Annotated in this window: 22 protein-coding genes; 10 read left to right on the plus strand and 12 right to left on the minus strand. The window is 70.1% G+C overall.

All coding sequences use genetic code 11. The features are described from left to right. The first annotated feature begins 89 nt into the window (after positions 1–89). Complete coding sequence (locus tag HND92_RS09465) at positions 90–1,919, plus strand: long-chain fatty acid--CoA ligase (RefSeq protein WP_172206825.1); 1,830 nt, start codon at positions 90–92, stop codon at positions 1,917–1,919. Here HND92_RS09465 and HND92_RS09470 read toward each other — a convergent pair whose 3' ends face one another. Next, on the minus strand, positions 1,920–3,089 hold the full coding sequence (locus HND92_RS09470; RefSeq protein WP_172206826.1) for a saccharopine dehydrogenase NADP-binding domain-containing protein: 1,170 nt from the start codon (positions 3,087–3,089) through the stop codon (positions 1,920–1,922). It lies immediately after the preceding gene. A 137-nt stretch (positions 3,090–3,226) separates the two neighbouring features. Here HND92_RS09470 and HND92_RS09475 point away from each other — a divergent pair, with 137 nt between their 5' ends. Next, positions 3,227–3,679 (plus strand): Lrp/AsnC family transcriptional regulator, encoded by a 453-nt coding sequence (locus HND92_RS09475; RefSeq protein WP_011805279.1) that lies wholly within the window; start codon positions 3,227–3,229, stop codon positions 3,677–3,679. 64 nt (positions 3,680–3,743) lie between these two features. Here HND92_RS09475 and chrA read toward each other — a convergent pair whose 3' ends face one another. The 6 genes from chrA to msrA form a co-directional block, all read right to left on the minus strand. Continuing rightward, the gene (chrA, locus tag HND92_RS09480; protein WP_172206827.1) at positions 3,744–4,967 is read right to left on the minus strand and encodes a chromate efflux transporter; all 1,224 of its coding nucleotides are present in this window, start codon (positions 4,965–4,967) and stop codon (positions 3,744–3,746) included. 137 nt (positions 4,968–5,104) lie between these two features. Continuing rightward, positions 5,105–5,977, minus strand: a complete 873-nt coding sequence (locus tag HND92_RS09485) for a hypothetical protein (protein WP_172206828.1) — start codon at positions 5,975–5,977, stop codon at positions 5,105–5,107. A gap of 413 nt (positions 5,978–6,390) precedes the next feature. Beyond that, positions 6,391–8,478 (minus strand): TonB-dependent receptor domain-containing protein, encoded by a 2,088-nt coding sequence (locus HND92_RS09490; protein WP_172206829.1) that lies wholly within the window; start codon positions 8,476–8,478, stop codon positions 6,391–6,393. A gap of 176 nt (positions 8,479–8,654) precedes the next feature. After that, the gene (locus HND92_RS09495; protein ID WP_011805275.1) at positions 8,655–9,059 is read right to left on the minus strand and encodes a hypothetical protein; all 405 of its coding nucleotides are present in this window, start codon (positions 9,057–9,059) and stop codon (positions 8,655–8,657) included. Between the two features lie 25 nt (positions 9,060–9,084). Beyond that, positions 9,085–9,324: a hypothetical protein gene (locus HND92_RS09500; RefSeq protein ID WP_135147687.1), complete on the minus strand. Its 240-nt coding sequence runs from the start codon at positions 9,322–9,324 to the stop codon at positions 9,085–9,087. A gap of 154 nt (positions 9,325–9,478) precedes the next feature. Next, on the minus strand, positions 9,479–10,024 hold the full coding sequence (msrA, locus tag HND92_RS09505) for a peptide-methionine (S)-S-oxide reductase MsrA (RefSeq protein WP_011805273.1): 546 nt from the start codon (positions 10,022–10,024) through the stop codon (positions 9,479–9,481). 130 nt (positions 10,025–10,154) lie between these two features. Between msrA and HND92_RS09510 the strand changes: the two genes are divergently transcribed. The 4 genes from HND92_RS09510 (at position 10,155) to HND92_RS09525 (ending at position 13,358) form a co-directional block, all read left to right on the plus strand. Further along, positions 10,155–10,817 (plus strand): TetR/AcrR family transcriptional regulator, encoded by a 663-nt coding sequence (locus HND92_RS09510; RefSeq protein WP_172206830.1) that lies wholly within the window; start codon positions 10,155–10,157, stop codon positions 10,815–10,817. A 47-nt stretch (positions 10,818–10,864) separates the two neighbouring features. Further along, a complete protein-coding gene (locus HND92_RS09515; protein ID WP_172206831.1) occupies positions 10,865–11,575 on the plus strand; it encodes a protein-L-isoaspartate O-methyltransferase in 711 nt (236 codons plus the stop codon). A 31-nt stretch (positions 11,576–11,606) separates the two neighbouring features. Next, complete coding sequence (locus HND92_RS09520) at positions 11,607–11,945, plus strand: rhodanese-like domain-containing protein (protein ID WP_011805270.1); 339 nt, start codon at positions 11,607–11,609, stop codon at positions 11,943–11,945. A gap of 75 nt (positions 11,946–12,020) precedes the next feature. Next, positions 12,021–13,358: a TolC family outer membrane protein gene (locus HND92_RS09525; RefSeq protein ID WP_371814890.1), complete on the plus strand. Its 1,338-nt coding sequence runs from the start codon at positions 12,021–12,023 to the stop codon at positions 13,356–13,358. Positions 13,359–13,441: 83 nt separating this feature from the next. On the opposite strand, the gene HND92_RS09530 is transcribed toward HND92_RS09525, so the two are convergent. From HND92_RS09530 to HND92_RS09550, 5 genes are all read right to left on the minus strand, one after another. After that, positions 13,442–14,023, minus strand: coding sequence for a dihydrofolate reductase family protein (locus tag HND92_RS09530; protein ID WP_172206832.1), 582 nt, complete (start codon positions 14,021–14,023; stop codon positions 13,442–13,444). 44 nt (positions 14,024–14,067) lie between these two features. Then, on the minus strand, positions 14,068–14,421 hold the full coding sequence (locus HND92_RS09535) for a DUF3147 family protein (protein WP_015913358.1): 354 nt from the start codon (positions 14,419–14,421) through the stop codon (positions 14,068–14,070). A 6-nt stretch (positions 14,422–14,427) separates the two neighbouring features. Next, positions 14,428–17,133, minus strand: a complete 2,706-nt coding sequence (locus tag HND92_RS09540) for a bifunctional acetate--CoA ligase family protein/GNAT family N-acetyltransferase (RefSeq protein ID WP_015913357.1) — start codon at positions 17,131–17,133, stop codon at positions 14,428–14,430. A 125-nt stretch (positions 17,134–17,258) separates the two neighbouring features. Further along, positions 17,259–18,620, minus strand: coding sequence for a 3-deoxy-D-manno-octulosonic acid transferase (locus HND92_RS09545; protein ID WP_172206833.1), 1,362 nt, complete (start codon positions 18,618–18,620; stop codon positions 17,259–17,261). 20 nt (positions 18,621–18,640) lie between these two features. After that, positions 18,641–20,029: a phosphomannomutase/phosphoglucomutase gene (locus HND92_RS09550; protein WP_172206834.1), complete on the minus strand. Its 1,389-nt coding sequence runs from the start codon at positions 20,027–20,029 to the stop codon at positions 18,641–18,643. Between the two features lie 196 nt (positions 20,030–20,225). Here HND92_RS09550 and HND92_RS09555 point away from each other — a divergent pair, with 196 nt between their 5' ends. The 4 genes from HND92_RS09555 (at position 20,226) to HND92_RS09570 (ending at position 23,847) form a co-directional block, all read left to right on the plus strand. After that, complete coding sequence (locus HND92_RS09555) at positions 20,226–21,779, plus strand: DNA-3-methyladenine glycosylase 2 family protein (RefSeq protein WP_172206835.1); 1,554 nt, start codon at positions 20,226–20,228, stop codon at positions 21,777–21,779. Between the two features lie 60 nt (positions 21,780–21,839). Then, positions 21,840–22,388 carry a methylated-DNA--[protein]-cysteine S-methyltransferase gene (locus tag HND92_RS09560; protein WP_172206836.1) on the plus strand — a complete coding sequence of 183 codons (549 nt, stop codon included), beginning with the start codon at positions 21,840–21,842 and terminating at the stop codon, positions 22,386–22,388. Further along, on the plus strand, positions 22,385–23,323 hold the full coding sequence (locus HND92_RS09565; protein ID WP_047349566.1) for a DMT family transporter: 939 nt from the start codon (positions 22,385–22,387) through the stop codon (positions 23,321–23,323). Before HND92_RS09560 ends, HND92_RS09565 begins: the two co-directional genes overlap by 4 nt. A gap of 233 nt (positions 23,324–23,556) precedes the next feature. Then, positions 23,557–23,847: a hypothetical protein gene (locus HND92_RS09570; RefSeq protein WP_172206837.1), complete on the plus strand. Its 291-nt coding sequence runs from the start codon at positions 23,557–23,559 to the stop codon at positions 23,845–23,847. Positions 23,848–23,993: the final 146 nt, after the last annotated feature.

Here is a 23,993-nt window from a genome sequence, read left to right on the forward strand (position 1 = left end):
TGCCCGGCCTATGATTCCGCTTTTTGCCCGGCGGCTTGGCTCCGCAATGGCGCCCCGCCCTGCCGGCACGCACTGCACGTATTGCACGCATGAATTCCCCCACCCCCGACCTGCGCGGCGTGCAGACGCTGCCCGAACTGCTGGCGTTCCGCGCCGCCCTCACTCCCCACAGAGAGGCGTACCGCGCCTGCGACCCCGGCACCGGCCAGTGGATCAGCCTGACCTGGGCACAGACCCAGGAGCGCGTGCAGCAGTGCAGCCGCGCCATTGCCGCATCGGGCCTGCCACAGGGGGCGCGCATCGCCATCCTGCTGCCCAACGGGCTGGATGCCATGAGCATCGACCAGGCCGTGATGGCCACGGGCTGTGTGCCCGTGCCTCTGCATGCCATCGACAATCCGGGCAGCATTGCCTACATCCTGGCGGATGCCGAGGTGTCGCTGCTCGTCGTGGAAGAGCCAGAGCAATGGCGGCGCATCCGCGACGTGGGCATGCCGCTGCCGCACCTGATGGGCGTGGTGACGACCAACGCCAGCACCGGCCTGCCCACCGCCGCCGAGCAGGACGTACCGGTCGCACCGCTGGCTGCCTGGCTGCAGCATGCCGCGGCAGATACGCCGCTGCCCTCGCCGCCCGGCCCTGAGGATCTGGCGGCGATCGTCTACACCAGCGGCACTACCGGCAAGCCCAAGGGGGTGATGCTCAGCCATGCCAACGTGGTGGCCGACGTGAAGGCGGTGCTGGAGCGCATCGCCCCCACGCCACAGGATGTGTTCCTGTCCTTCCTGCCGCTGTCGCACACCTTCGAGCGCACGGGCGGCTACTACCTGCCCATGGCCTCGGGCAGTTGCGTGGTCTATGCGCGCTCGGTGGCGCAACTGGCGGAGGATTTGAAGAATGTGCGCCCCACGGTGCTGGTGTCGGTGCCGCGCATTTATGAACGCGTGCATGCCAAGCTCATCGAGACGCTGTCGCCCTCGCCCTTGAAGATGCAGCTGTTCCAGGCCGCGCAGGCCGTGGGCTGGAAGCGGTTTTGCGCCGCGCAGCGCCTGCCAGCACCCCAGGACGACGGCGCGGGCGGCTGGATGCGCGCCCTGCCCTGGCCGCTGTTGCGTGCCCTGGTGGCCAAGCCGCTGCTGGCGCAGTTCGGTGGCCGCGTGCGCGTGGCCGTGAGCGGGGGCGCGCCGCTGTCGCCCACCATCGCGCACTGCTTCCTGGGCCTGGGCCTGCAACTGGTGCAGGGTTACGGCATGACCGAAACCTCGCCCGTGGTCAGCGTGAACACGCTGGAGGACAACGACCCGTCCACCGTCGGCCGCGCCTTGCCGGGCGTGGAGGTGCGCATCGGCGAGAACCGCGAACTGCAGGTGCGCGGCCCCATCGTCATGAAGGGCTACTGGAAGCGCCCCGAGGATACGGCCCGCACCGTCTCCGCCGACGGCTGGCTGGGCACGGGCGACCAGGCCGAGATCGTCGACGGCCGCATCCGCATCCTGGGACGCATCAAGGAAATCATCGTCACCTCCACGGGCGAGAAGGTGCCGCCGGCCGACCTGGAGCTGGCCATCACCGCCGATGCGCTGTTCGAGCAGGCCTTTGTGGTGGGCGAGCAGCGCCCCTTCATCGCCTGCGTGGCCGTGGTGCATGCCGAAGAGTGGCGCCAACTGGCCGGGCAACTGGGACTGGACGCCAACGACCCTGCCAGCCTTGCGCACCCCAGCGCCCAACGGGCGGCACTGGCGCGCATCGAGAAGCTGGCGGCCGGCTTCCCGCGCTATGCGGTGCCGCGCGCCGTGCATCTGGTGCGCGAGCCATGGACGATCGAGAACGCGTTCATGACACCCACGCTCAAGCTCAAGCGCACCAACCTCATGGCGCACTACGCGGCCGCCATCGAGGCCATGTACCAAAAGCGCTGATCAGGCCCCCACCGCTTGCAATGACCGCGCAAGCGGGGCCTGGGCCGACCCGGCGTCCCCCTCGCTTCCCGGCACGCGGTAGATGCGCCCGAACCGATTGGCCAGGAAGTCCTCCAGCGCGATCTGCTCTTGCCCGATGAAACCGGCCTGCGGAAGCTGGCCCGCGATGACCAGGTCCAGCGCCGCGCAGATGCCCGCGGCCGTGGTGCGTTGGATGGCGCTGAGCATCTGCCCGCGCACCGATGCGCCCAGGATGTGGGCGGCATAGCTTTCCTGCACCAACCGGCCGTCCCGCTGGCCGCGCGCGCTGGCCAGGATCACGATCACGTCTTGCTGCGTGGTCGGGACGGCGCCGTCCAGCAGTTCCTTGAGCAGGTCGCGCCGGTCGCGCAGGCGCAGCTCGTGCAGCAGCAGCTGCAGGATGGCATGGTGGCCGGGGTAGCGCACCGACTTGTAGTCGAGCTGCCCCACGCGCCCCTCCCAGGTCTGGGGCAACGTGCCCAGGCCGCCCGAGGTATTGAAGGCCTCGTATTCCACGCCGTCGATCAGCAGCGTTTCCAACCCGTCGAGCGCAGGCACGCTGGTGCGCCGGCCCTGCACGATGGCGTCGCACGGGTTGCAGTATTCGTTGATCAGGCCCTCGGTGCTCCAGGTCATGGCGTAACGCAGGGCGCCCTGGGGGTAGCGCGGCAGCGCCCCCACGCGCAGTTGCAGCGCTTCCACGCGGTCCAGGCGCTGCGCCAGGGCGTTGCCCACCACGCCGATGAAGCCGGGCGCCAGCCCGCACTGCGGCATGAGCGCGCTGCGCGCGCCTTCGGCCAGCGCCTGGATGGCACGGGTGCTGGCCACGTCCTCCGTCAGGTCGAAGTAGTGCACGCCATGGCGTGCACACAGCGTGGCCACCGGCACGGCCTGGTGGAACGGCAGTGCGTTGAGCACCGCATGGTGCCCGGCAATGGCAGCCTCCAGCATGGCGTCGTCCGTCACCTGCAAGGGGGCGGCGCTGTGGACCTGCAGGCGCTTCAGTGCGGCGGCGTCGCGGTCGGCCACGGTGAGCGTGTAGCTGCCCGCGTCCTCCAACAGCAGCGCAATGGCACGGCCGATATGGCCCGCGCCCAGGATCAGTACGCGGTGCGGGTGGGAAGCATTGACGGGATGCAGGCGGGTCATGGCGGTCTCCTTCCGTTGTCGTTCGGTAGAGCCATGCTAGGCCGGATCGTTGTCAGTGTGTAGCATTACAAATGTCGATAAAAGCATCAACGATCGTCATATCGACGGCATTGCACGACTTATCGGCAGCATTGGAGATGCCCGTGGAACTGGACGCACTGGACCAACAACTGCTCAGCCTGCTGCAGGCCAACGCGCGCGAGGGCACGGCCGAGCTGGCGCGCCGCCTGGGCCTGGCGCGCACCACGGTGGTGGCGCGCATCGCGCGGCTGGAGCGTGAAGGGGTGGTCGCCGGCTACGGCGTGCGCCTGGGCCAGCGGCTGGCAGGCAGCGCCGTGCGCGCGTGGTGCGCACTGCGCGTGCTGCCCAAGGCCGGGCCGGCGGTGCTGCAAACGTTGCAGGCCCTGCCCCAGGTGGAAGAGGTTTCGGCGGTGAGCGGGCCGTTCGACTACCTGGTGTTCCTGCGCTGCACCAGCCACGAGCAGCTCGACGGCCTGCTGGACCGCATCGGCCAGCTGGACGGCGTGCAGAACACGCAGACCAGCATCGTGCTCAGCCGCAAGATCGACCGCCGCAGCGTGGGCGGTTGATGCTCTATTAATGAGAGCTGCTAGCGCTTGATGGATAAGCGCTGAGGCCGTTTTCCTTCTGTCATCAGCCCAGCAGCCAACCTGCTGCGCCGCACAACGGCACCACCAGCCACGGTGGCACGCGCGCCCATACCAGCGCGGCAAAGGCCGCCAGTGCCAACGCCAGGTCGGCTGGCGCATGGATGGCGCTGGTCCACACCGGGTGGTAGAGCGCCGCCAGCAGCAGGCCCACCACGGCGGCATTCACGCCCGCCAAGGCCGCCCGGGCACGTGCGTTGTGCCGCAGCCGATCCCAGAACGGTAGCGCGCCCGCCACCAGCAGGAATGCTGGCACGAAGATCGCCACCAGGCATACGGCCGCGCCCAGCCAGCCGCCCGCGCCGTGGCCTGCCGCAGCGCCCAGAAAGGCCGCAAAGGTGAACAGCGGCCCCGGCACCGCCTGCGCCAATCCATAGCCCGCCAGGAAATCGTCGGCCGCCACCCAGCCGGTGGCCACCACTTCGGCCTGCAGCAGCGGCAGCACGACGTGGCCGCCGCCGAACACCAGGGCGCCGGCGCGGTAGAACGCATCGGCCAGCACCAGCCATCCTTGAGGCCAGGCGCGCGCAGCCAGCGGCAGCAGCACCAGCAGCGCCGCACATGCGGCCAGCAGCAGCGCTCCGGTACGCGGTCGCACCCCGGCCGCCAGCCCGCCCTGCGATGGTGGAGCCGGCATGGCGCCCGCGCGCCCCCACAGGGCCAAGCCGGCCAGCGCCGCCACCAGCATGGCGCCCACCTGCCCCACCACGCCCGGCCACAGCAGCGCAAGCGCACAGGCCAGCGCCATCAGCAGCAGCCGTGTGGGCCCGCGGCACAGGCTGCGCGCCATGCCCCACACGGCTTGCGCCACCACGGCCACGGCCGCCACCTTCAGGCCGTGCAGCACGCCCGCGGGCATGAGGCCCTGCCCCGCCACCAGGCCCAGGCCCAGCAGCGCCATCACCAGCGCGGATGGCAGCGTGAAACCCAGCCAGGCCGCCAGTGCGCCGCCCCACCCCGCTTGGCGCAGGCCCAGCGCCAGACCCACCTGGCTGCTGGCGGGGCCGGGCAGGAACTGGCACAGCGCCACCAGGTCGGCATAGGCGTCTTCCGTCAGCCAACGGCGGCGCGCGACGAATTCCTCGCGGAAGTAGCCCAGATGGGCCACCGGCCCGCCGAACGACGTCAGGCCCAGGCGCAGGAAGATGAGGAACACCCGCCGGGCGCTGGCGTGGTGGCGGGTGGCGGCGAAAGGAGAAATGGGTGGCATGCAGCGGGCGAGAAACCCCGAGTATCGCTATTGCGCGTGGCGCGCGGATGACTGGCGCCGCGTGCCAGCAGCGGAGCGCGGCGCGTGCGCGCGCAAGCAGACCTCCTGATTTTTGCAGCCGCAGCCGCTGTGGGGCATCAGATGGCGCAGGGCCCCATCCACACCCCGCTGCGCAGGCCGGCCGGCGGCTGCTGCGCCCAGACCTGGGCACACACCTCCCAGGCAGGCTCCTGCACGTTCAGGCCCGCGAAAATGCCGTAGCCTTCGCCCGCGCGGATGTCCTCACCCGCGCTCAGGCTCTCGCCGGCCTTGATGGCGCCCTGCGTGTGGATGCACTCGCCCGCCTTGATGCCCCAGCCGGCCTCCAGATGCGTCAGGCCGCTGATGGCTCCGCCGACCACGATGCCCTGCCCCGCGCGCAGGCTGCCTTCGCCGCTCACATGCCCGCCCACGCGCAGGCTTTTGCCGCAGTCGATGCCGCCGTGCACCAGCAGGTCCTGCCCCACGAAGGCGCTGGCGCCCACGCTGAGCGCGCCGTGGCAGACCACGTCCCACGCCGCGCGCAGGTCGCCGCCGCAGTGCAGCGATTCCTGCACCTGCACGCCCCAGTCGGTGCGCAGGTGGCCGCCGCAGTGCAGCCGCCCATCGCTGTGGATGTGCGCGCCGGCGCGGATGTCCTCGCCCGCCACGATGGCCCTGCCGGCGCGGATGCCGCCCCCCGCATGGAGGGAGCGGCCGACGTGGATCACGCCGTCCACCTCGATGCCGCCGCGCACCTGCACGGTGCCCGCAAACACGAAGGCCTCGGCCTCCAGGCTGTCCAGGTGCAGCACTGCGTTCGTGGGGCCGAACTGGCCCAGCAGCCACAGCGCGTCGTCCACGCGGCCGGCGGCCACCAGCTGGTCCAGCGCCTGCTGGTAGCCCACACCGTCCTCGACATGGCGCACGAACCAGCGAAAGCCGTTGGCGCAGGGGCTCTTGGCCCGGAGAAACTGCTTGGTGAATTCCATGCGACGCTCCAATCCTTGCAAGGCGCCCGTGCGGTGCTGCTGCGGGGACCCGGGGTGACCCGGCGGACGAAGGGCCCGCGCGAGCGGGCGTGGGAAGGCGTTGTCCACCGTTGCGCAGGGCGGGTGCCCGGCGATGGTGGTTCTGCGCGTTGGAAAGAGGATGGGTGCTTTATCGCCGGGCGGAGGAATGTGCGACCGGCTGGTATGGCCAGAGCACACGCGCCACGACACCCACGCGGTTGCGCGCACGGGTGCGGTGGGCGGGTGTGGTCGGGAACATGGGCGCGCATGCTAGCAGTGCGCAGTCCGCGGGACAACCTTGTCGCACGGCGGCGCGCGGTCTTTTGCGCACCGCCGTGCGTGCTGCGCGGCGGATGTGCATGCGCATCCGCCGCGGCCCGGGGATGGCGGTGTCAGAACGACACGCGCACGCCCACCGTCACGTTGCGCCCTGCCAGCGGGGCCGCGTCCTTGATGAACGAGGTGTGGGCGTAGGCCAGGCGGTCCGTGAGGTTGCGCGCCTTCAGGTACACCTGCCACGGCGTGCCACTGCCCGTGCGGCCGTTGTAGGCCAGGCCCAGGTTCAGCATGCCGTAGCCAGGCGTGGCGGTCTCGAACGCGGCCACGCGGTTTTGCCGCGCCACCTGCACCCATTCCACCGCGCCGTCCCAGTCGCGCCAGTTGGCATCCAGGCGCAGGCCCACGCGTGCGGGGGCGATGCGCGGCAGCCGCTCGCCACCGTCCAGGCGGGCACGCACGCTGTCCCCGAACAGGGTGACCCCCAGGCGCTGCGTGATGCGCTGGCGCACCCGGCCCTCCATGCCGGTAAAGGTGGCGCCCGCCTGGCTGTACTGCAGCAGCTGCAGGCCGTCCAGTTCGTCGAGCGTGCGGCCGTAGATGTAATTGCGGATGCGGTTGTGGAACACGCTCACGTCAAATGTGGTGTCCCCGCTGGTCTTGCGCAGGCTCAGGTCGATGTTGCGCGAGGTTTCCGCACGCAGACTGGCGTCGCCACGCTCGTAGGTGGACGTGGCCATGTGCAGGCCGCGTGCGTACAGCTCCTCGGCGGTGGGCGCACGGTGGGCGCGGGTGATGCTCGCACCCGCGGCGTAGCCAGGCGCAAAGCGCCACACCGCGCCCAGCGATGCGGAGGTGCCGTGGTGGCGCCGCTCTACACCGCTGTCCTGCGCTTCGGCGCTTTGGCGGTCGTGACGCAGTGCGGTCTCGATGCGCCAGTCGCCATGCCAGTCGCCCAGGCGGTATTCCTCCAGCAGAAACACGCCCCACTGGCGCGTGAGGGTGGGTTGCACGTAGGCCTCTTCTCCCGCGGCGCTGAACTTGCGCTGCCCGGTCTGCAGGCCCAGCACGCCGCGCCAGCCGGCCACGGGCTCGTGCTGCAGTTCCACGCGCAAGTCGTGGGCCTTGTTCTTGAAGGTGGTGGCGACGGTGCCCTCCTCCACCTCGTCGTGTACGTAGTCGGTCACGCCCGCGCGCAGGCGCAGCGCGGAGAAGCCGGTGAATGGGTCGCGCAGCTCGCCGCGGATGTCCACGCGCTCGCTGCGCAGATCCACCACAGGAACGGCTTCGTGACCGTGGTCGTGGTCGTGGTCATGCCCGTCGTCCTCGTGGTCGTGCTCGTCATGGCTGCCGCAGTGCAGGTGGTTGCCATGGGTGTGGCAGCCTTCGAAACTGTGGCTGTGGCCCGGCAGGCCGTATTTGGCGTTCTGGCGTGTGAAGGCCAGGCCCAGGTAGCCGCGGCTGCCAACCCAGGACAGCCCCACGCTGCCGGTACCCGTGCGGTTGAAGCTGCCGGGCACGCGGCGCCCCTCGGCCCAGCCGCTGCCCACGCGGTAATCGTCGGCGTCTCGACCGGCGGCCTCCACGTGCACGGCCAGGTTGCCCGCGCCGCCGGTCAGCGCGACAGCGCCGGCCTTTTCGCGCGCCGCACTGCCGGCGCGCAGCTCGGCGCTGCCTTCGTAGCCTTTGTCGGGCACGGCCGTGGGCACCTTGCCGTCCAGCACGTTGACCACGCCACCCACGGCACCGCCGCCGTAGACCAGTGCCGACGGCCCGCGCAACACTTCGACCTGTGTGGCCAGCAGTGGCTCGGCCGCCACGGCGTGGTCGGGGCTGACGGTGGAGGCGTCGTGCAGCTCGGACCCGTCAGAGAGCACGCGCACGCGCGGACCGTCCATGCCGCGGATCACGGGGCGGCTGGCGCCCGCGCCGAAATGGCTGCCGGTGATGCCCGGCTCGCCGTCCAGGGTTTCGCCCAGCGTGGCTTCGCGCTGGCGCACGAGGGCGTCGCCCTCCAGCACAGACACGGGCTGCGTCATTTCGGACACGCCCAGCTGCAAACCGCTGGAGGACACGGTGACCTCGGGCAGGCGGGCATCCGCCTGCGCCCACGCGGGTGCTGCGCTGGTCAGGCACAGCAGCGCGGCCCAGGCCAGCGGGTGCATTGCGCCCGGCATGCGGGCGAAAGGGGTGAAGGCGTTCATACAACGATTTCCGTCAAAAGGCGGCAGGCGCGCGCGAGCGCTCGGGCCGCACGCGGCCGCGCTTGAAAATTGATTCAAAACTGCCTCTAGCGCTTATGTATCAAGCGCGAGCAGCTATAAAAAGAGGAGTTTTTGCGACGCCGACATGCAAAGGCGGCGGCGCGAGGCGGGGAGCCTCAGGCGCTCAGGGGCGGAGCGCGGGCATGGAAAGGCGCCGCCCGGCCCGCGCGCGGCACCGGCGCGGGGGACCTGACAGGGGGCAGCTGCGGCTGTGCCTGGACCTGCGCGGGAGCCTGGCCCAGCGCGGCGCCCACCAGCGTCTGCTCGTCCAGCACCTGGCAGTCGGCGGCCCCGTGCCCGGCAAACAGCGCATGCAGGGTGTCCAGGGCCTGTTGCCCGGCGCTTGCCGCATCCCGTGCATGCCCGTCGCCGTGCAAGGCATGCGCCAGCCCCTGCCCCGCGGGCAGGTGCAACACCTGGTGCATGCGCCCGAGTGCGGGCGCGAGCACCAGCGCCAGCAGCAGCCAGGTCAGGGCCAGGCGGCGGCGCAGTTGCGGCAAGAGCGCGGGTGTCAGGGACATGCGGGCTGGGTGAAAGGTGCAGTCGTCAGTGGGCGTGCTTCATGCCGCAGTACTTGCCGATCGCCAGGTTCTTGCAGGCGGCCTGCAGTTCCTTGCGGCAGGTTTCTTCGCCCTTGCCGGATTCCAGGCACTTGGCAGCGGCCTCGTGCGCTGCTGCCATGGCGCGGTGGCGCTCGATGTCGACCTTGGTCTGCTGCGCGGTGTGCTCCTGCGCGTGCGCGACGGCGGCGCAGGCCAGCAGCAGGGTGGCGAGCCAGGGTTTCATGGGTTGCTTCCTCCAAAGTAACACACCGCGCCGCTGTTGCGGCGCGGGCCCGGGAGGATAGCGCAGGAACCCGCGGGGATTCACAAAAGGCTGCGCGGATGCGCCGCTGTGGGAAGGCGGAGGACCGCCGGCGGCGACCTGGGCCGCGCAGCGGTCAGGCGCCGGGTTTGAGGTGCCGTGCGAAGGTCTTGCGGAACTTCTCCACCTTTGGCCCCACGACGAAGGCGCAATAGCCCTGGTTGGGGTGGTTGCGGTAGTAGTCCTGGTGGTAGTCCTCCGCGGGCCAGTAGTTCACCAGGGGTGCCACCTCGGTCACCACGGGCGCGCCAAAGAGCTTGTCCTGCCCCATCTGGCGCAACAGCTCTTCGGCCACGTCCTGGTGCGCGGGGTCGGTGAAGTAGATGGCGCTGCGGTACTGCGTGCCCACGTCGTTGCCCTGGCGGTTGAGGGTGGTGGGGTCGTGCGTGGCGAAGAAGATCTCCAGAATCTCGCGCACGCCGATCTGCGCGGGGTCGAAGGTCACGCGCACCACCTCGGCGTGGCCGGTCGTGCCGCTGCACACCTGCTCGTAGGTGGGCTCGGCTACGTCGCCATTGGCATAGCCGCTTTGCACGTCGGTCACGCCGCGCACGCGGTCGAACACGGCTTCGGTGCACCAGAAGCACCCGCCGCCGAGGGTGATGGATTGCAGATCGGACATGGGATTGCGCCTCGTGAAGGGGATGAAAGCCTCATCATAGAAATGAAGCGAAGGCGCCGTCCCGCGTCTGCCCTTGCGTTGACGGGGGCAAGGCGGGTTGCTATATTACTAACCAGTCAGTCAGTAATTTATGATCTCCCTCCCCCCAGTCCCCGAATCGTCCGAACCCCCGCGCCGCGGCCGCCGCAAGGAAGCCCGGCCCGGTGAATTGATGGACGCTGCCCTGGACCTGTTCGTGGAAAAAGGGTTTGCCGCCACCCGGGTGGACGAGGTCGCCGCGCGCGCGGGCGTGTCCAAGGGCACGCTGTTCCTCTACTTCCCCAGCAAGGAAGACCTTTTCAAGGCCGTGGTCCGCAAGAACATTGCGGGCCGCTTCCCTGAATGGGACCTGGAGATGGAAACCTTCGAGGGCACGAGCAGCGAACTGGTGCAGTACTGCTTTCAGACGTGGTGGGAGCGCGTGGGCTCCACCAAGGCATCGGGCCTGGGCAAGCTCATGCTGAGCGAGGCCAACAACTTCCCGGAGATCGCTGAGTTCTACCGCCGGGAGGTCGTGGAACCCGGCCACCGCCTGTTCCGCCGCATCCTGCAGCGCGGCATGGACCGTGGCGAGTTCCGCCCGCTGGATCTGGACCATGCCGTCTACCTGGTGCTGGCGCCCTTGATGTTCCTGATGTTCTCGCAGCCTTCGCTGTCGCTGTGCATCCCGAACCCTGACACGTTCTCCGCGCAGGAGTACATCCGCCTGCAGGCCGAGAACGTCTTGCAGGGGCTGTGCGTGCGGCCGACCTAGAATCAGGGGTTTGTCTGAACCACAGTGACCCGCCTCCGGAGTACCCCATGAACATGCCTCTGAACACGTCCGCTGACATTTGCGATCCTACCGAGCAGGCCCGCTACAACATGGTCGAGCAGCAGATCCGCCCGTGGAACGTGCTGGACGAGGCGGTGCTGGAGTTGCTGTTCACCGTGCGCCGCGAGGAGTTCGTGCCTCCGGCCTACCAGGGGGCCGCCTTCATCGACACGCAGATCCCGCTGAACCCCTCGGTGGAAGAAGCCGAGCGCCTGGGCCAGGTGATGCTGGCGCCGCGCGTGGATGCGCGCATGCTGCAGGATCTGCAGGTGCAATCCTCCGACCGCGTGCTGGAGATCGGCGCGGGCTCGGGCTACATGGCCGCGCTGCTGGCCGCGCGCGCCGAGCGCGTGGTGTCGCTGGAGATCGTCCCGGAGCTGGCCGAGTTCGCCCGCGAGAACCTGCGCAGTGCCGGCGTGGACAACGCCGAGGTGCGCCAGTCCGACGGCGCGCTGGACCCCATCCCCGATGGTCCGTTCGATGTGATCGTGCTCAGCGGCTCGGTGGCCGAGATTCCCCAGCGCCTGCTGGGCCTGCTGCGCGACGGCGGCCGCCTGGGCGCCTTCGTGGGCCACATGCCGATGATGCGCGCCACGTTCGTGCGCCGCCAAGGTGACCGGTACGAGACCACTCAACCCTGGGATGTGGTGGTGCCGCGCCTGCGCCACTTCCCGGAGCCGACCCGCTTCAAGTTCTGACACCCCTTCAGCGTCCTTCAGGAACCTTTGCATGATCGACCACGTGCGCCCTGCCCAACTGGCCGACTGGCTGACCGCTAACGCCGGCAGCCGCCCGCTGGTGCTGGACGTGCGTGAGCCATGGGAGCTGCAGACCGCCAGCGTGACGCCCCAGGGGTTTGAGCTCGTGGCCATCCCCATGGGGGAGCTGGCCGCACGGCTGGATGAACTGGACCCCGCCCGCCCTGTGGCCTGCTTGTGCCACCACGGCATGCGCAGCCTGCGGGTGGCGGGCTTCCTGGCGCACCAGGGCTTCGACCAGGTGGCCAATATCACGGGCGGCATCGAGGCCTGGTCGCATGAGCGCGACCCGGCGGTGCCCCGGTATTGAGCCACCACGGACGTCGCCCGGCGTGCTGCAGCCTTCCCATTGATCACCGCAGACCTTCCTGAAGAACGCCATGACATCACTGCAACGGCTGCTCTCCGTTTCCCTGGCCGTGGCGCCTGCGCGCTGGGCGCCCTGCCCGCGCAGGCGCAGAGCCTGTCCACGCTGGTGGAATGGGCGCGCAGCTATGACGCCCCGTGGCAGGCCGCGCAGGCACAGTTGCAGGCCGCCGACAGCCGCGCCGAGCAGGCGCGCGCAGGACTGTTGCCCAGCGCCGCGCTGAACGGGGGCGTGACCTACGCCCGCACCGACCTGACCCGTGGCCCCCTGCCCCCGCTGGACCTGCACGCCCCTACCCAGACCGTGGGCGTGGTGGCCTCGCAGCCGCTGTACCGGCCGGCCAACCGCATCGGCTTCGAGCAGGGGCAGCGCGGGATCGACATTGCCCGCGCGCAGCGTGACGGGGCCGAGCAGGACCTGCTGGTGCGCGTGAGCCAGGCGTATTTCGATGTGCTGGCCGCCCAGGACACCCTGACCTTCGTGCAGGCCCAAAAGGCCGCCGTGGCTGAGCAACTGGCCGCGGCCAAGCGCAATTTCGAGGTCGGCACCGCCACGGTGACCGACGAGCGCGAGGCCCAGGCGCGGCACGACCTGATGTCGGCCCAGGAGATCGCGGCCGAGAACGACCTGCACGTCAAGCGCCTGGCACTGGAGCAGACCGTGGGCCGCTCGGGCCTGACCCCGCTGCCCCTGGCCCAGCCGGTGCAGCTGCCCGCGGTGCAGCCGGCCGATGTGAACAGCTGGGTGCACGTCGCGGAAGATCAGCAACCCCAGGTGCGCCAGGCGGCCATTGCGCTGGACGTGGCGCGCCTGGAGACCGCCAAGGCCGAGACCGGCCACCTGCCCACGGTGGACCTGCAGGCGGGCTACAGCGTGCAGCGCACACCCAACGGCACCGTCACCATGCCGGGCGTGCACTCCCGTGCCAACGTCGCCAGCGTGGGGGTGGCGCTCAACCTGCCGCTGTTCGCGGGCTTCGCGGTGCAAAACCGGGTGAAGGAAACCCTGTCGCTGGAAGACAAGGCGCGCGCCGACTTGGACCATGCGCGCCGCAGCGTGGCCCAGGCCACGCGCGCCGCGTTCTTCGGCGTGCAGTCGGGCCAGAGCCAGGTGCGGGCGCTGCAGGCGGCCGAGGCGTCCACCCAGAGCGCGCTGGAAGCCAACCAGCTGGGCTACGAGGTGGGCGTGCGCATCAACATCGACGTGCTCAACGCCCAGAGCCAGCTCTACCAGACCAAGCGCGACCTGGCCGTGGCGCGCTACAACGTGCTCATGGGCACGCTGCGACTCAAGCAGGCCGCCGGCACCTTGTCCATGGACGACGTGGTGGCGGTGGACAGCCTGCTGAGTCGCTGACACCCTGCGATACCCACCGCTGTTGCTATATAAACAATAGCTGCTTGCGCTTGGTGGATAAGCGCTAGAGGTCTAAAAGACCATCATTCGCGGTCAAGGTCCGCCGGGTCACTCGTCCGGTTCACGGCATAACGCAGCTCCACCATGCCCGTCCCCAGGGGCTGTGCGTCAAGCAGGCGCAACGCGGTGCTGGGCAGCCGGCGCGGAAACAGCGGCTTGCCCCGTCCCAGCGTGACCGAGCCCACCTGCAGGATCAGCTCGTCCAGCAAGCCAGCGTCGTAGAACTGGCCGGCAAGGTCCCCGCCGCCTACTATCCAGAGGTTCTTCGTCCCCGCCGCCAAGCGCATGGCCGCGTGCACCGGCCGCACGTCGCCCTGCACGAAGCGGATGTCCGCCCCGTCGATGCCCGGCAGGCGGCGCGAGGAGAAAACCCAGGCGGGCTGCGTGTAGGGCCAGGCGGAGCCCGTTTCGGCGCGCACGGCGTCCGCGTTGCGCAGCATCCATTCGTAGGTGGATGACCCCATGGCCAGGGCACCCACCTGCGCGATGAAGGCGGGATAGCTGGATTCCTCCAGGCTGCCCAGGGTGAAAAGCCAATCCAGCGAGTCGTCTTCCGTGGCGAGGAAGCCGTCCAGGCTGGTGGCGGTGAAATACTGGGTTTTCATGGACGGTTTATAGCGCGTGGGCCGTCCCGCAAAGCTCTGCAGGGTCAGGGCAGCAACTCGACGCCCAGCGGCCGCACGGCGAGCGCGAACAGGCCGAAGCAGACCACGGTGATGGCTGCGCTGGCCAGCAGGGTCAGGCCGAACCCGATGCGCGGCAGCAGCCAGGGAAAGGCCAGAAACATGGGCAGCGTGGGGACCACGTACCAGAACGTGTACCAGGCGTGGTTGGCGATCTTTTCCTGCGGCTGCTTTTCCACGTACAGCCAGACCAGCGCGAGGAACGTCACCAGCGGCAGCGCCGCCAGCAATGCGCCCAGCCTGTCGCTGCGCTTGGCTGCTTCGGACACGGCGACCACCACCGCCGCGGTGATCAGGTATTTGGTGACGAGCCAGCCCATCGGCTTTTACAGTTGGTGTACCACCAGGCGGAATTCTGGGTCGTCCTCGAAGGTGCGCACCTCGAAGCCCAGGCGCCGCATCAGCTTGAGCATGGTCGGGTTGTTGGCCAGCACCAGGCCCTGGATCTCGGCCAGGCCGCGATCGCGCGCCACGTCCATGATGCTGAGCATCAGGCGCGAGCCCAACCCTTTGCCGGCGAAGTCGTCGGCCACCAGCAACGCGAACTCGCAGCTCGTCTGGTCGGGGTTGGTCACGTAGCGCGACACGCCCACGATGCGCTCCTTGTGGCTCACCTCGCCTTCCTCGTCCACCACGCGCTCGCGGTGCACGGCCACCAGGGCCATCTCGCGGTCGTAGTCGATGAGGGTGAAGCGCGCCAGCATCGAAGGCGGCAGCTCGGCCAACTGCGACACGAAGCGGAAGTAGCGGCTCTCGGGCGACAGTTCCTTGACCAGGCGCTGCACCATCTGCGCATCGTCCGGACGGATCGGGCGCACCAGATACTCACCCCCGCCGCGCAGAGGCCAGACTGCTTCATAGCGCGCCGGATACGGCAGGATGGAGAGGTGGCCGTAGTGCCCGTAGCCGGCCACCTCGCCGCGCGAGCCGCCCTGGGCGGTTTCATGGATGACGATGCGCGCGTCCACGGCCACGGCGCCCTGCTCGTCCACGATCAGGGGGTTGATGTCCATCTCGCGCAGCTGGGGCAGCGCGCAGACCATCTCGGACACGCGCAGCAGCACCTGCTCCAGCCCTTCCAGGTCCACGGCGGTGGCGCCGCGCCATTCGCCCAGCGTCTCGGCCACGCGCGAGCGGTCGATGAGCCGCCGCGCCAGGAACTGGTTGAGCGGCGGCAACTCCATCGCGCGATCGTTGATGAGCTCGATCATCGTGCCGCCGGCGCCAAAGGTGATCACCGGGCCGAAGGGCTCGTCGCTGACCAGGCCGATGCAGGTCTCGCGCCCGCGGCGCCCGCGTGCCATCTTCTGCACCGTTACGCCGTTGATGCGCGCGCCGGGCTGTACCCGCGCCACACGCTGCACCATGTCGGTGTAGGCATCGCGCGCGGCCGATCCGTTGTGCACATTCAGCGCCACGCCGCCTACGTCGGACTTGTGCGCGATGTCGGGCGAATCGATCTTGAGCGCCACGGGGAAGCCGAGCTGCGTGGCGATCATCATCGCCTCGTGGCTGCTGCGCGCCAGCAGCGTCTTGGTCACCGGGATGTGGAAGGCCGCCAGCAGCGTCTTGGACTCCATCTCGGTCAGCACGTTGCGCCGCTCGGCCAGCACGCTCTCGATCACCAGGCGCGCGCCCTCGATGTCGGGCTTGGACAGCGTCGTGAGCGGCGGCGGTGTCTGCTGCAAAAGCTGCTGGTTCTGGTAGAACGAGGCGATGTTGCCGAAGGCGCCCACCGCGGCCTCGGGCGTTCGGAAGGTGGGAATCTGCGCGGCCCGCAGGATGCGGCGCGCCGGCACCACCGAGGCGTCGCCCATCCAGCACGACAGCAAGGGCTTGGAGGCCAGGCGCTTGGCATCGGCCAGCACGGTGGCCACGGCTTCGGCGTCGGCGCCGGCCTTGGGCGAGAAGATGGCCAGCAGGCCATCGATCTGCTTGTCACGGAACGCCGCCTCCAGCGCCAGGCGATAGTGCTCCGGCCCCGCTTCTTCCGACAGATCGATCAGGTCGGCCAGCGAGGCCAGCGGCGGCAGCTTGGGCGCCAACGCAGCGCAGGTCTCGGGCGAAAAGCGGCCCAGGTCCAGGCCGATCTCGTTCTCCCAGTCGGCCGCCAGCACGCCGGGGCCGCCGCCGTTGGTGATGATCGCCAGGCGCTTGCCCACGGGGCGGTAGCGCGAGGCCAGGCACTTCGCGGCCGAGAACAGCTCCACGAACGAGCGCACGCGCACGGCGCCCGCGCGGCGCAGCGCGGCGTCGAACACATCGTCGCTGCCCACGATGGCGGCGCTGTGCGTCTGCGCCGCCTCGTTGCCTGCAGGCTTGCGCCCCGCCTTGAGCACCACCACCGGCTTGGCATAGGCCGCCGATCGCAGGGCGCTCATGAAGCGGCGCGCATTCTGGATGCCCTCCATGTAGACCACGATGCTCTGCGTGCGCGCATCGTTGGCCAGGAAGTCCAGCGCCTCGCTCAGCCCCACGTCGGTGTGCGGGCCCAGCGAGATCACGCTGGAAAAGCCCACCGCGTTGTTGCTGGCCCAATCCAGGATGGACGAGGTGAGCGCGCCCGACTGGCACACCAGGGCCAGCGACCCCTCGCGCGCCAGCGGCCCCGCGGCGCTGGCATTCAATTGCAGCGACGGCCGCTGCATGCCCAGCGAATTGGGCCCCAGCAGGTGGATGCCCTCGCGACGCGCGATCTTGCGCAGCTGCTCGGCCAGTTGCGCATCCACGCCGTTGGACAGCACCAGTGCCGAGCGGCAGTTGATGCGCCCCGCTACCTCCAGCGCGGCGGGAAGGTCCTGCGGCGGCTGGGCGATGATGGCCAGGTCCGCACGCGTCTGCGCCAGGTCGGCCAGCGTGCCGCTGGTATGGATGTCCAGGTAGGTGAGCGTGCCCGTGAAGCGCTGGGCGGCCAGCGCCTCGCGCAGCACCTTGGCCTGGGGCGTGTGCGTATCGGGCGCATCGGCGTTGCCGGCCAGCACGACGATGGAGCTGGGCGTGAACAGGGGCGTGAGGTAGTGCTTGTCCATCATGATGGAGCGATTCTCTGCCATCCCGGCATTGCTTGGCGAGACAGGCAACGCCAGCGGCTTGCGCTGTGTCAGCGCCCTCGCAGTCGTGGTTGCAGTCGTGGTTGCAGGAAACGCGGGCGGGCCGCTCAGTCGGGACGGTCGTCCACGGCCTCGCGCAGGCGCTGCAGGACGGCCAGGGCCGTGTCCAGGGCCGCGCCGCGGTGCTCCTCGGTGAATGCCACGCAGCGCTCGGACAGCGCCCTCCGCCGCTGCGGGTCCTGCGCCAGGGCGGCCGCGGCGGCCACGCCCTCGGCCATGTCGGCCACGCGCAGCGCGGCGCCAGCGTCGATGGCCAGGCGCGCGGCCTCGGCAAAGTTGAAGGTGTGCGGGCCCATGACCACGGGGCAGCCGCCTGCCGCGGCCTCGATGAGGTTCTGCCCGCCCAGCGGCGCAAAGCTGCCTCCCAGCAGCGCCACGTGGGCCAGGCCGTAATACAGCGCCATCTCGCCCAGCGAGTCGCCCAGCCACACATCGGCGCTGTCCGGCTGCGCGGTCCACTGGCTGCGCCGCGACACGCGCAGGCCGGCGGCCTCGCACAGGCGCTGCACCTCGTCAAAACGCTGGGGGTGGCGCGGGACCACCAACCACTGCACGGATTGATTCACTCCTGAATCAATAGCTGCTGGCGCTTGACTGGCGGGCGCTAGAGGCGTTTTTTGCTTCAAAACCTCCAGCCACATGGCCTCTTCGCCCTCGCGGCTGCTGGCCAGCAGCACCACCGGTCGGGCGCTGGCGGCGCGCCACGCGCGGCCCTGCGCCTGCAGGGCGGGTGACGGCACCACGTCGAACTTCAGGTTGCCGAAGACCCCCGCCACGTGCGCGCCCACGTCGCGCAGGCGGGCGGCGTCGTCCTCGGTCTGCGCCCACACGGCCGCCAGGCCGGCGTAGGCCGGGCGCGACAGCCAGCCCAGCCGGCGCGCGCCGGCGCGCGACTTTTCGTTGAGCCGCGCGTTGGCCAGCACCAGCGGGATGCGCCGCCGGCGGCAGGCCGCGACGAGGTTGGGCCAGATCTCCGTCTCCATGAGGATGCCGATGGACGGGCGGAACTGCCGCAGAAAGCGCCGCACGGCCCCGGGCGTGTCCCAGGGCTGCCACACCTGCACGTCGCCGGGCAGCAGCAGCTTTTCGCCCTCGGCCCGGCCCGTGGCCGTGCCGTGGGTGAGCAGCAGGCGCATGCCGGGCAGCAGCGGGCGCAGTTCCTTCAGCAGGATGGCCGCCGCGCGTGTCTCCCCCAGGGAGACGGCGTGGATCCAGATGAACTGCTCGTCGGCTTCGGTCTCCGATGACGGCGAGAGGCTGTCCATGGGCGGCGGGTAGTGGCCGAGGCGCTCGGGCACGGCCACGGCGTAGCCGGGCTCGGTGAGCGCGCGGCGGCGCAGCTTGCGCAGCAGCAGCGGCGTGGCCAGCCACACGGCCAGGCTGTAGAGCCACAGGATGAGCTGGTGCATGCCGCCCGCGCTGCCCGCAATCAGTGTGCGGCGCCGCCCACCTGGGCGCCGGGCTTCACGCGTTCCAGCAGCGCCAGCATGGCGGCTTCGATGCGCTGCAGCGCGGCGTCGGTGTGGCCCTCGAAGCGCAGCACCAGCACCGGCGTGGTGTTGCTGGCGCGGATCAGGCCAAAGCCATCGGGCCAGTCCACGCGCAGGCCGTCGATGGTGCTGATGCGGGCCGGTGGCGCAAACGCGTCGGCCGCCAGCGCCTGCAACTCGGCCGTCAGGCGATGGGGCTCGCCCTCCTCGCAATGCACGTTGAGTTCGGGCGTGGAATGGCTCGTGGGCAGGGCGTTCAGCACGGCGCTGGGGTCGGCATGGCGGCTCAGGATTTCCAGCAGGCGGCAGCCTGCATACGTGCCGTCGTCAAAACCGAACCAGCGTTCCTTGAAGAAGATGTGGCCGCTCATCTCGCCGCCCAGGGGCGCGTCCAGCTCCTTCATGCGTGCCTTGATGAGCGAATGGCCGGTCTTGTACATCTGCGGCTGGCCGCCCGCGGCCTCGATGGCGGGCGCCAGGCGCTGCGTGCACTTCACGTCGAACAGGATGGGTGCGCCCGGCACGCGCGAGAGCACATCCTGGGCGAACAGCATCATCTGCCGGTCGGGGAAGATGTTCTGGCCGTCCTTGGTCACGATGCCCAGGCGGTCGCCGTCGCCGTCGAAGGCCAGGCCCAGTTCGGCGTCGCTGGTCTTCAAGGCCTCGATCACGTCGCGCAGGTTGTCGGGCTTGCTGGGGTCGGGGTGGTGGTTGGGGAAGTTGCCGTCCACCTCCGAAAACAGCTCGATCACCTCACAGCCCAGTGCACGGAAGATGCCGGGCGCCGACGCGCCGGCGATGCCGTTGCCGCTGTCCACCACGATCTTCATGGGCCGCGCGAGCTTCACGTCGCCCACGATGCGTTGCACGTAGGCGGGCAGCACGTCCTCGTGGCGCACGTGGCCGCCTTCGCGCAGCTGCCAGCTCTGCTGCTCCATGGTGCGGCGTAGCTGCTGGATTTCCTCTCCGTAGATCGCGCGGCCGGCCAGCACCATCTTGAAGCCGTTGTAGTCCTTGGGGTTGTGGCTGCCCGTGACCTGGATGCCGCTGGCGCACAGCGTGCTGGCCGCGAAGTACAGCAGGGGCGTGGTGCTCATGCCGATGTCGATGACCTCGATGCCTGCGTCCACCAGGCCCTGGATCAGCGCGGCCGAGAGCGCCGGGCCCGACAGGCGCCCGTCGCGTCCCACAGCCACCGTACGCTCGCCCTGCGCGAGTGCGGCGGTGCCAAAGGCCCGGCCGAGGGCACGGGCCACGTCGTCGTTGAGCGTGCTGGGCACGATGCCGCGGATGTCGTAGGCCTTGAAGATCGCGGGAGAAAGCTGCACAGGGGATTCCTTGGAGATAAGGGGCGGGACCGGGAGGTCCGCCGTCCAGGCAAGGCCGGCAGGAAGGCCGGCAGAAAGGCCGGAATTGTAGGCCCGGTCCAGGCGCGCCCCTGTCAGCCGGGGACCCCCCTGAGGCCGGCCAGGCGCATGTCCGAAAACGGCCAGTGGAACGGCTGCGCGTGCCTATCATGGCCCCATGCCCGACGTTCTTCATTCCCCTGCTCCACCCGCCAGCGCCGCCTCTGCGGCCGACGACGACCAGGCCCGCTACCTGGCCCTGCGGGCCCGGGATGCGCGTTTTGACGGACGGTTCTTCACCGGCGTGACCTCCACCGGCATCTATTGCCGCCCCGTCTGTGCCGTACGCACGCCCCGGCGCGAAAACTGCCGTTTTTTTACGCTGGCGGCGCAGGCCGAGAGTGCCGGCTTTCGCCCCTGCCTGCGCTGCCGGCCCGAGCTGGCGCCGCAGGCGCTGGCCTGGTCGGTGCAGGACGCATCGGGCATCCTCGTGCGCCAGGCGCTGCGGATGCTGGATGCGCCGCAGTCCTGGGGCGCGTGCGAAGGCGGCGCCGTGGTCGCGCAGCTGGCTGCGCGCCTGGGCGTGAGCGACCGGCACCTGCGCCGCATCTTCGAGGCCGCGCTGGGCATCTCGCCGCTGCAGTACCTGCAGACGCGCCGGCTGCTGGCGGCCAAGCAGTTGCTGACCGATACCGATCTGCCCGTCACCCAGGTGGCGCTGGCCAGCGGCTTTGCCAGCGTGCGCCGCTTCAACGCGGCCTTCAATACCCACTACGGACTCAATCCCACCCAGTTGCGCCGGCAAGGCGCCGCACCCGATGGGGTACAGGCAGGCGCCCGTGCGGTGCGTCTGGGCCTGCGCCCGCCCTACGACACGGCCGCGCTGATGGGCTTTCTGGCGGCGCGGCAGATTCACGGCATGGAGAGCATCCGCACCGGGCCGGGGGCGCAGGTTCTGCGCAGAACGGTGCGGCTGGCAAGCGCGGGCACCGTTTTCACCGGCTGGCTGGAAGCCGGCTTCGATGACGGGCGCCCCCAGCTGTGGCTGCGCGTCAGCGACGGCCTGCAGCCCGTGCTGCCGCAGCTCATCGCGCGGGTGCGCGCATTGTTCGACCTGGACGCGGACCCGCAGGCCATCAACGCGGTGCTGCACCCCTCCTTCCCGGAGGGCGACGGCCTGCGTGTGCCGGGCGCGTTCGACGGCTTCGAGCTGGCGGTGCGCGCCGTGCTGGGCCAGCAGATCACGGTGGCCGCCGCGCGCACGCTGGCGCAGCGGCTGGTGGAACGCTTTGGCGAGCCCATCGCCACGCCATGGCCGGACCTGCATCGGCTGTTTCCCACACCGGCCGCTCTGGCCGCGGCGCAGGGGGACGCACTGGGCAGCCTGGGCATCGTGCGCCAGCGGCAGGCCGCCATCGTGGCGCTTGCGCAGGCCGTGGACGCGGGCACGCTGCTGCTGGACGCCAGCGCCGACGTACCCGCCACGCTGGACGCGCTGCGTGCGCTGCCCGGTATTGGCGACTGGACGGCGCAGTACATCGCCATGCGCGCCCTGCGCTGGCCCGACGCCTTTCCGGCCGGAGACGTGGCGCTGCACAAGGCGCTGGGCGTGCAGGGCCAGCCGCAACCCGCGCGCGCCGCCACCGAAGCAGCCCGCGCCTGGCGCCCCTGGCGCAGCTATGGCGTGCTGCGCTCGTGGAGTGGTTTGGCTCTGGCGCTATCAGACCAATAGCTGCCGGCGCTGGGTGCGCCTGCGCAAAAGGCAAATTTCGCGTTTAATGAAGGATTCACCATGCAATACCCCCGCGACACCGTGCAAAGCCGCATCGCAACGGCCCTGGGCGAAGTGCGCCTGGCCGCCAGCGCGAAAGGCCTGGTCGGGCTCTGGTTCGACGGCCAGCGCCACCAGCCCGCGCAACTGGATGCCGCGCCCGCGTGGCCCACAGACGATGCGCATCCCGTGCTGCGCGCGGCGGCCCAGCAACTGCAGCAGTTTCTGCGGGGCGAACGCACGCGGTTCGATCTGCCGCTGGACCTGTCGGGCGGCACACCCTTCCAGCAGGCCGTGTGGCAGGCGTTGCTGGCCGTTCCGCACGGCGCCACCACCAGCTATGGCGCGCTGGCACGCCAGATCGGCCGGCCTACCGCGGTGCGTGCCGTGGGCGCGGCCGTGGGGCGCAACCCCCTCAGCGTCGTCGTGCCCTGCCACCGCGCCGTCGGCAGTGCGGGCGCCCTCACCGGCTACGCGGGGGGGCTGCCGCGCAAGAAGGCACTGCTGGCGCTGGAGTCGGGCCCGCAAGCCCGCGCTATTCCCTTCACCCCTCTATTGAATTTCGCATGACAGCACCACACACGAGCGCTGAGGCCCTCTCCCCCCAAGCGCCCGCCTGGGTGGGCGAGTTCGTGTTGCTGTCCAGCTTGTGGGGGGCGTCGTTCCTCTTCATGCGCCTGGGCGCGGCCGAGTTCGGCCCGCTGCCCATGGCCGGGCTGCGCGTGCTGATGGCCGCCCTGTTCCTCTGGCCCTTCCTGCTGCACCGGGGCGAATGGCCCGCGCTGCGGCGCCACTGGCAGCCCGTGCTGTTCGCCGGGCTCATCAACTCGGCGATCCCGTTCGCGCTGTTCGCCTGGGCGGTGATGCACATCGCCACCGGGCTGACATCGATTCTCAATGCCACGGTGCCGCTGTTCGGCGCGCTGGTGGCCTGGCTGTGGCTGGGCGACCGCATCAGCCGGCTGCGCTGGGCGGGGCTGGCGCTGGGCTTCGTCGGCGTGGCGCTGCTGGCCTGGCGCGCACCGGCTGGCGTGGGCGCCAGCGGCAGTCAGGCGGGCTGGGCCATTGCGGCGTGCCTGCTGGCGTCCACCTGCTATGCGGTGGCCGCCAGTTACGCACGGCGCTACCTGGTGGGCATTCCGCCACTGGCCACGGCCACGGGCAGCCAGGTGGGCGCGGCGCTCGGGCTGGCCCTGCCCATGTGGTGGGCCTGGCCCGCGCAGACGCCGAGCCTGCGCGCCTGGGCGGCCATCGCCGCCATTGCCGTGCTGTGCACGGGCATTGCGTACATCCTCTACTTTCGCCTGATTGCGAATGCCGGCCCCAGCCGGGCGCTGGCCGTGACTTTCCTGGCGCCCGTGTTCGCAGTGTTCTACGGCGCGGTGTTTCTGGGCGAAGCGGTGACGCCGTGGATGCTGGGCTGCGGCGTGGTCATTGCGTGCGGCACGGCGCTCTCCACGGGGTTGGTGGGCGGCGCGGTGCGGCCGGGTACAAAGGCGCCCTGACGCGCCGCGGCAGGGTTTCACCCGACGCCCGCGGGTCCGCTGCGCGACGCGCGGCACGCACATGGACCGCCGGGCCGCCGGGCGCAATACACTCTGAAACATGTCGCTTTGCGCCTTTGCCGTATTCCCTGCTGTTGCACGCATCCCCGGGCCGCGGCCCGCGGGCGCTGCGCCATTGCGCCAGGATGGCGGGGACCGCGGGGGCGACCAGCGCGCGGATGCACAGGAGGGATATGCCCACTGAGGTGTTCCTCTCCGGCATCGTGCACCTGCTGCTGATCGCCGGGGCGACCGCGCTGCCGCAACCCGTTCTGCTGCAACCCTCGCGCGGCGTGCGCATCGCGCTGGGCCTGGTGGCCGGGGCGGCGTCGACGCTGGTGGCCTTGCAGGGCATGCCGCTAGGGCCTGTTCACACTATTTTTGCCAGATGCGTTGCGATCAAAAAGGGCCAGGCGCAAGGCGCCAAACGAAGCTGGGATGCTACCCCAGCGAGGCTTGGCAACGCCGCGAATGGCCCTTTTTGATCGCAACCCGGAGGGAACGGAGTGAAAACCGCGCCATTCGTCGTTGCCCTCCTAGCCAAGGCCCCGGCCTTGGCGTCGTCACGCGCCTAGATTGGCGCGGTTTTCACGCCATTCGCACTGGCAAAAATAGTGTGAACAGGCCCTAG

This window comes from Diaphorobacter sp. JS3050 (assembly GCF_013154915.1).
In the GTDB taxonomy this organism is placed as follows: Bacteria; Pseudomonadota; Gammaproteobacteria; order Burkholderiales; family Burkholderiaceae_C; genus Diaphorobacter; species Diaphorobacter nitroreducens.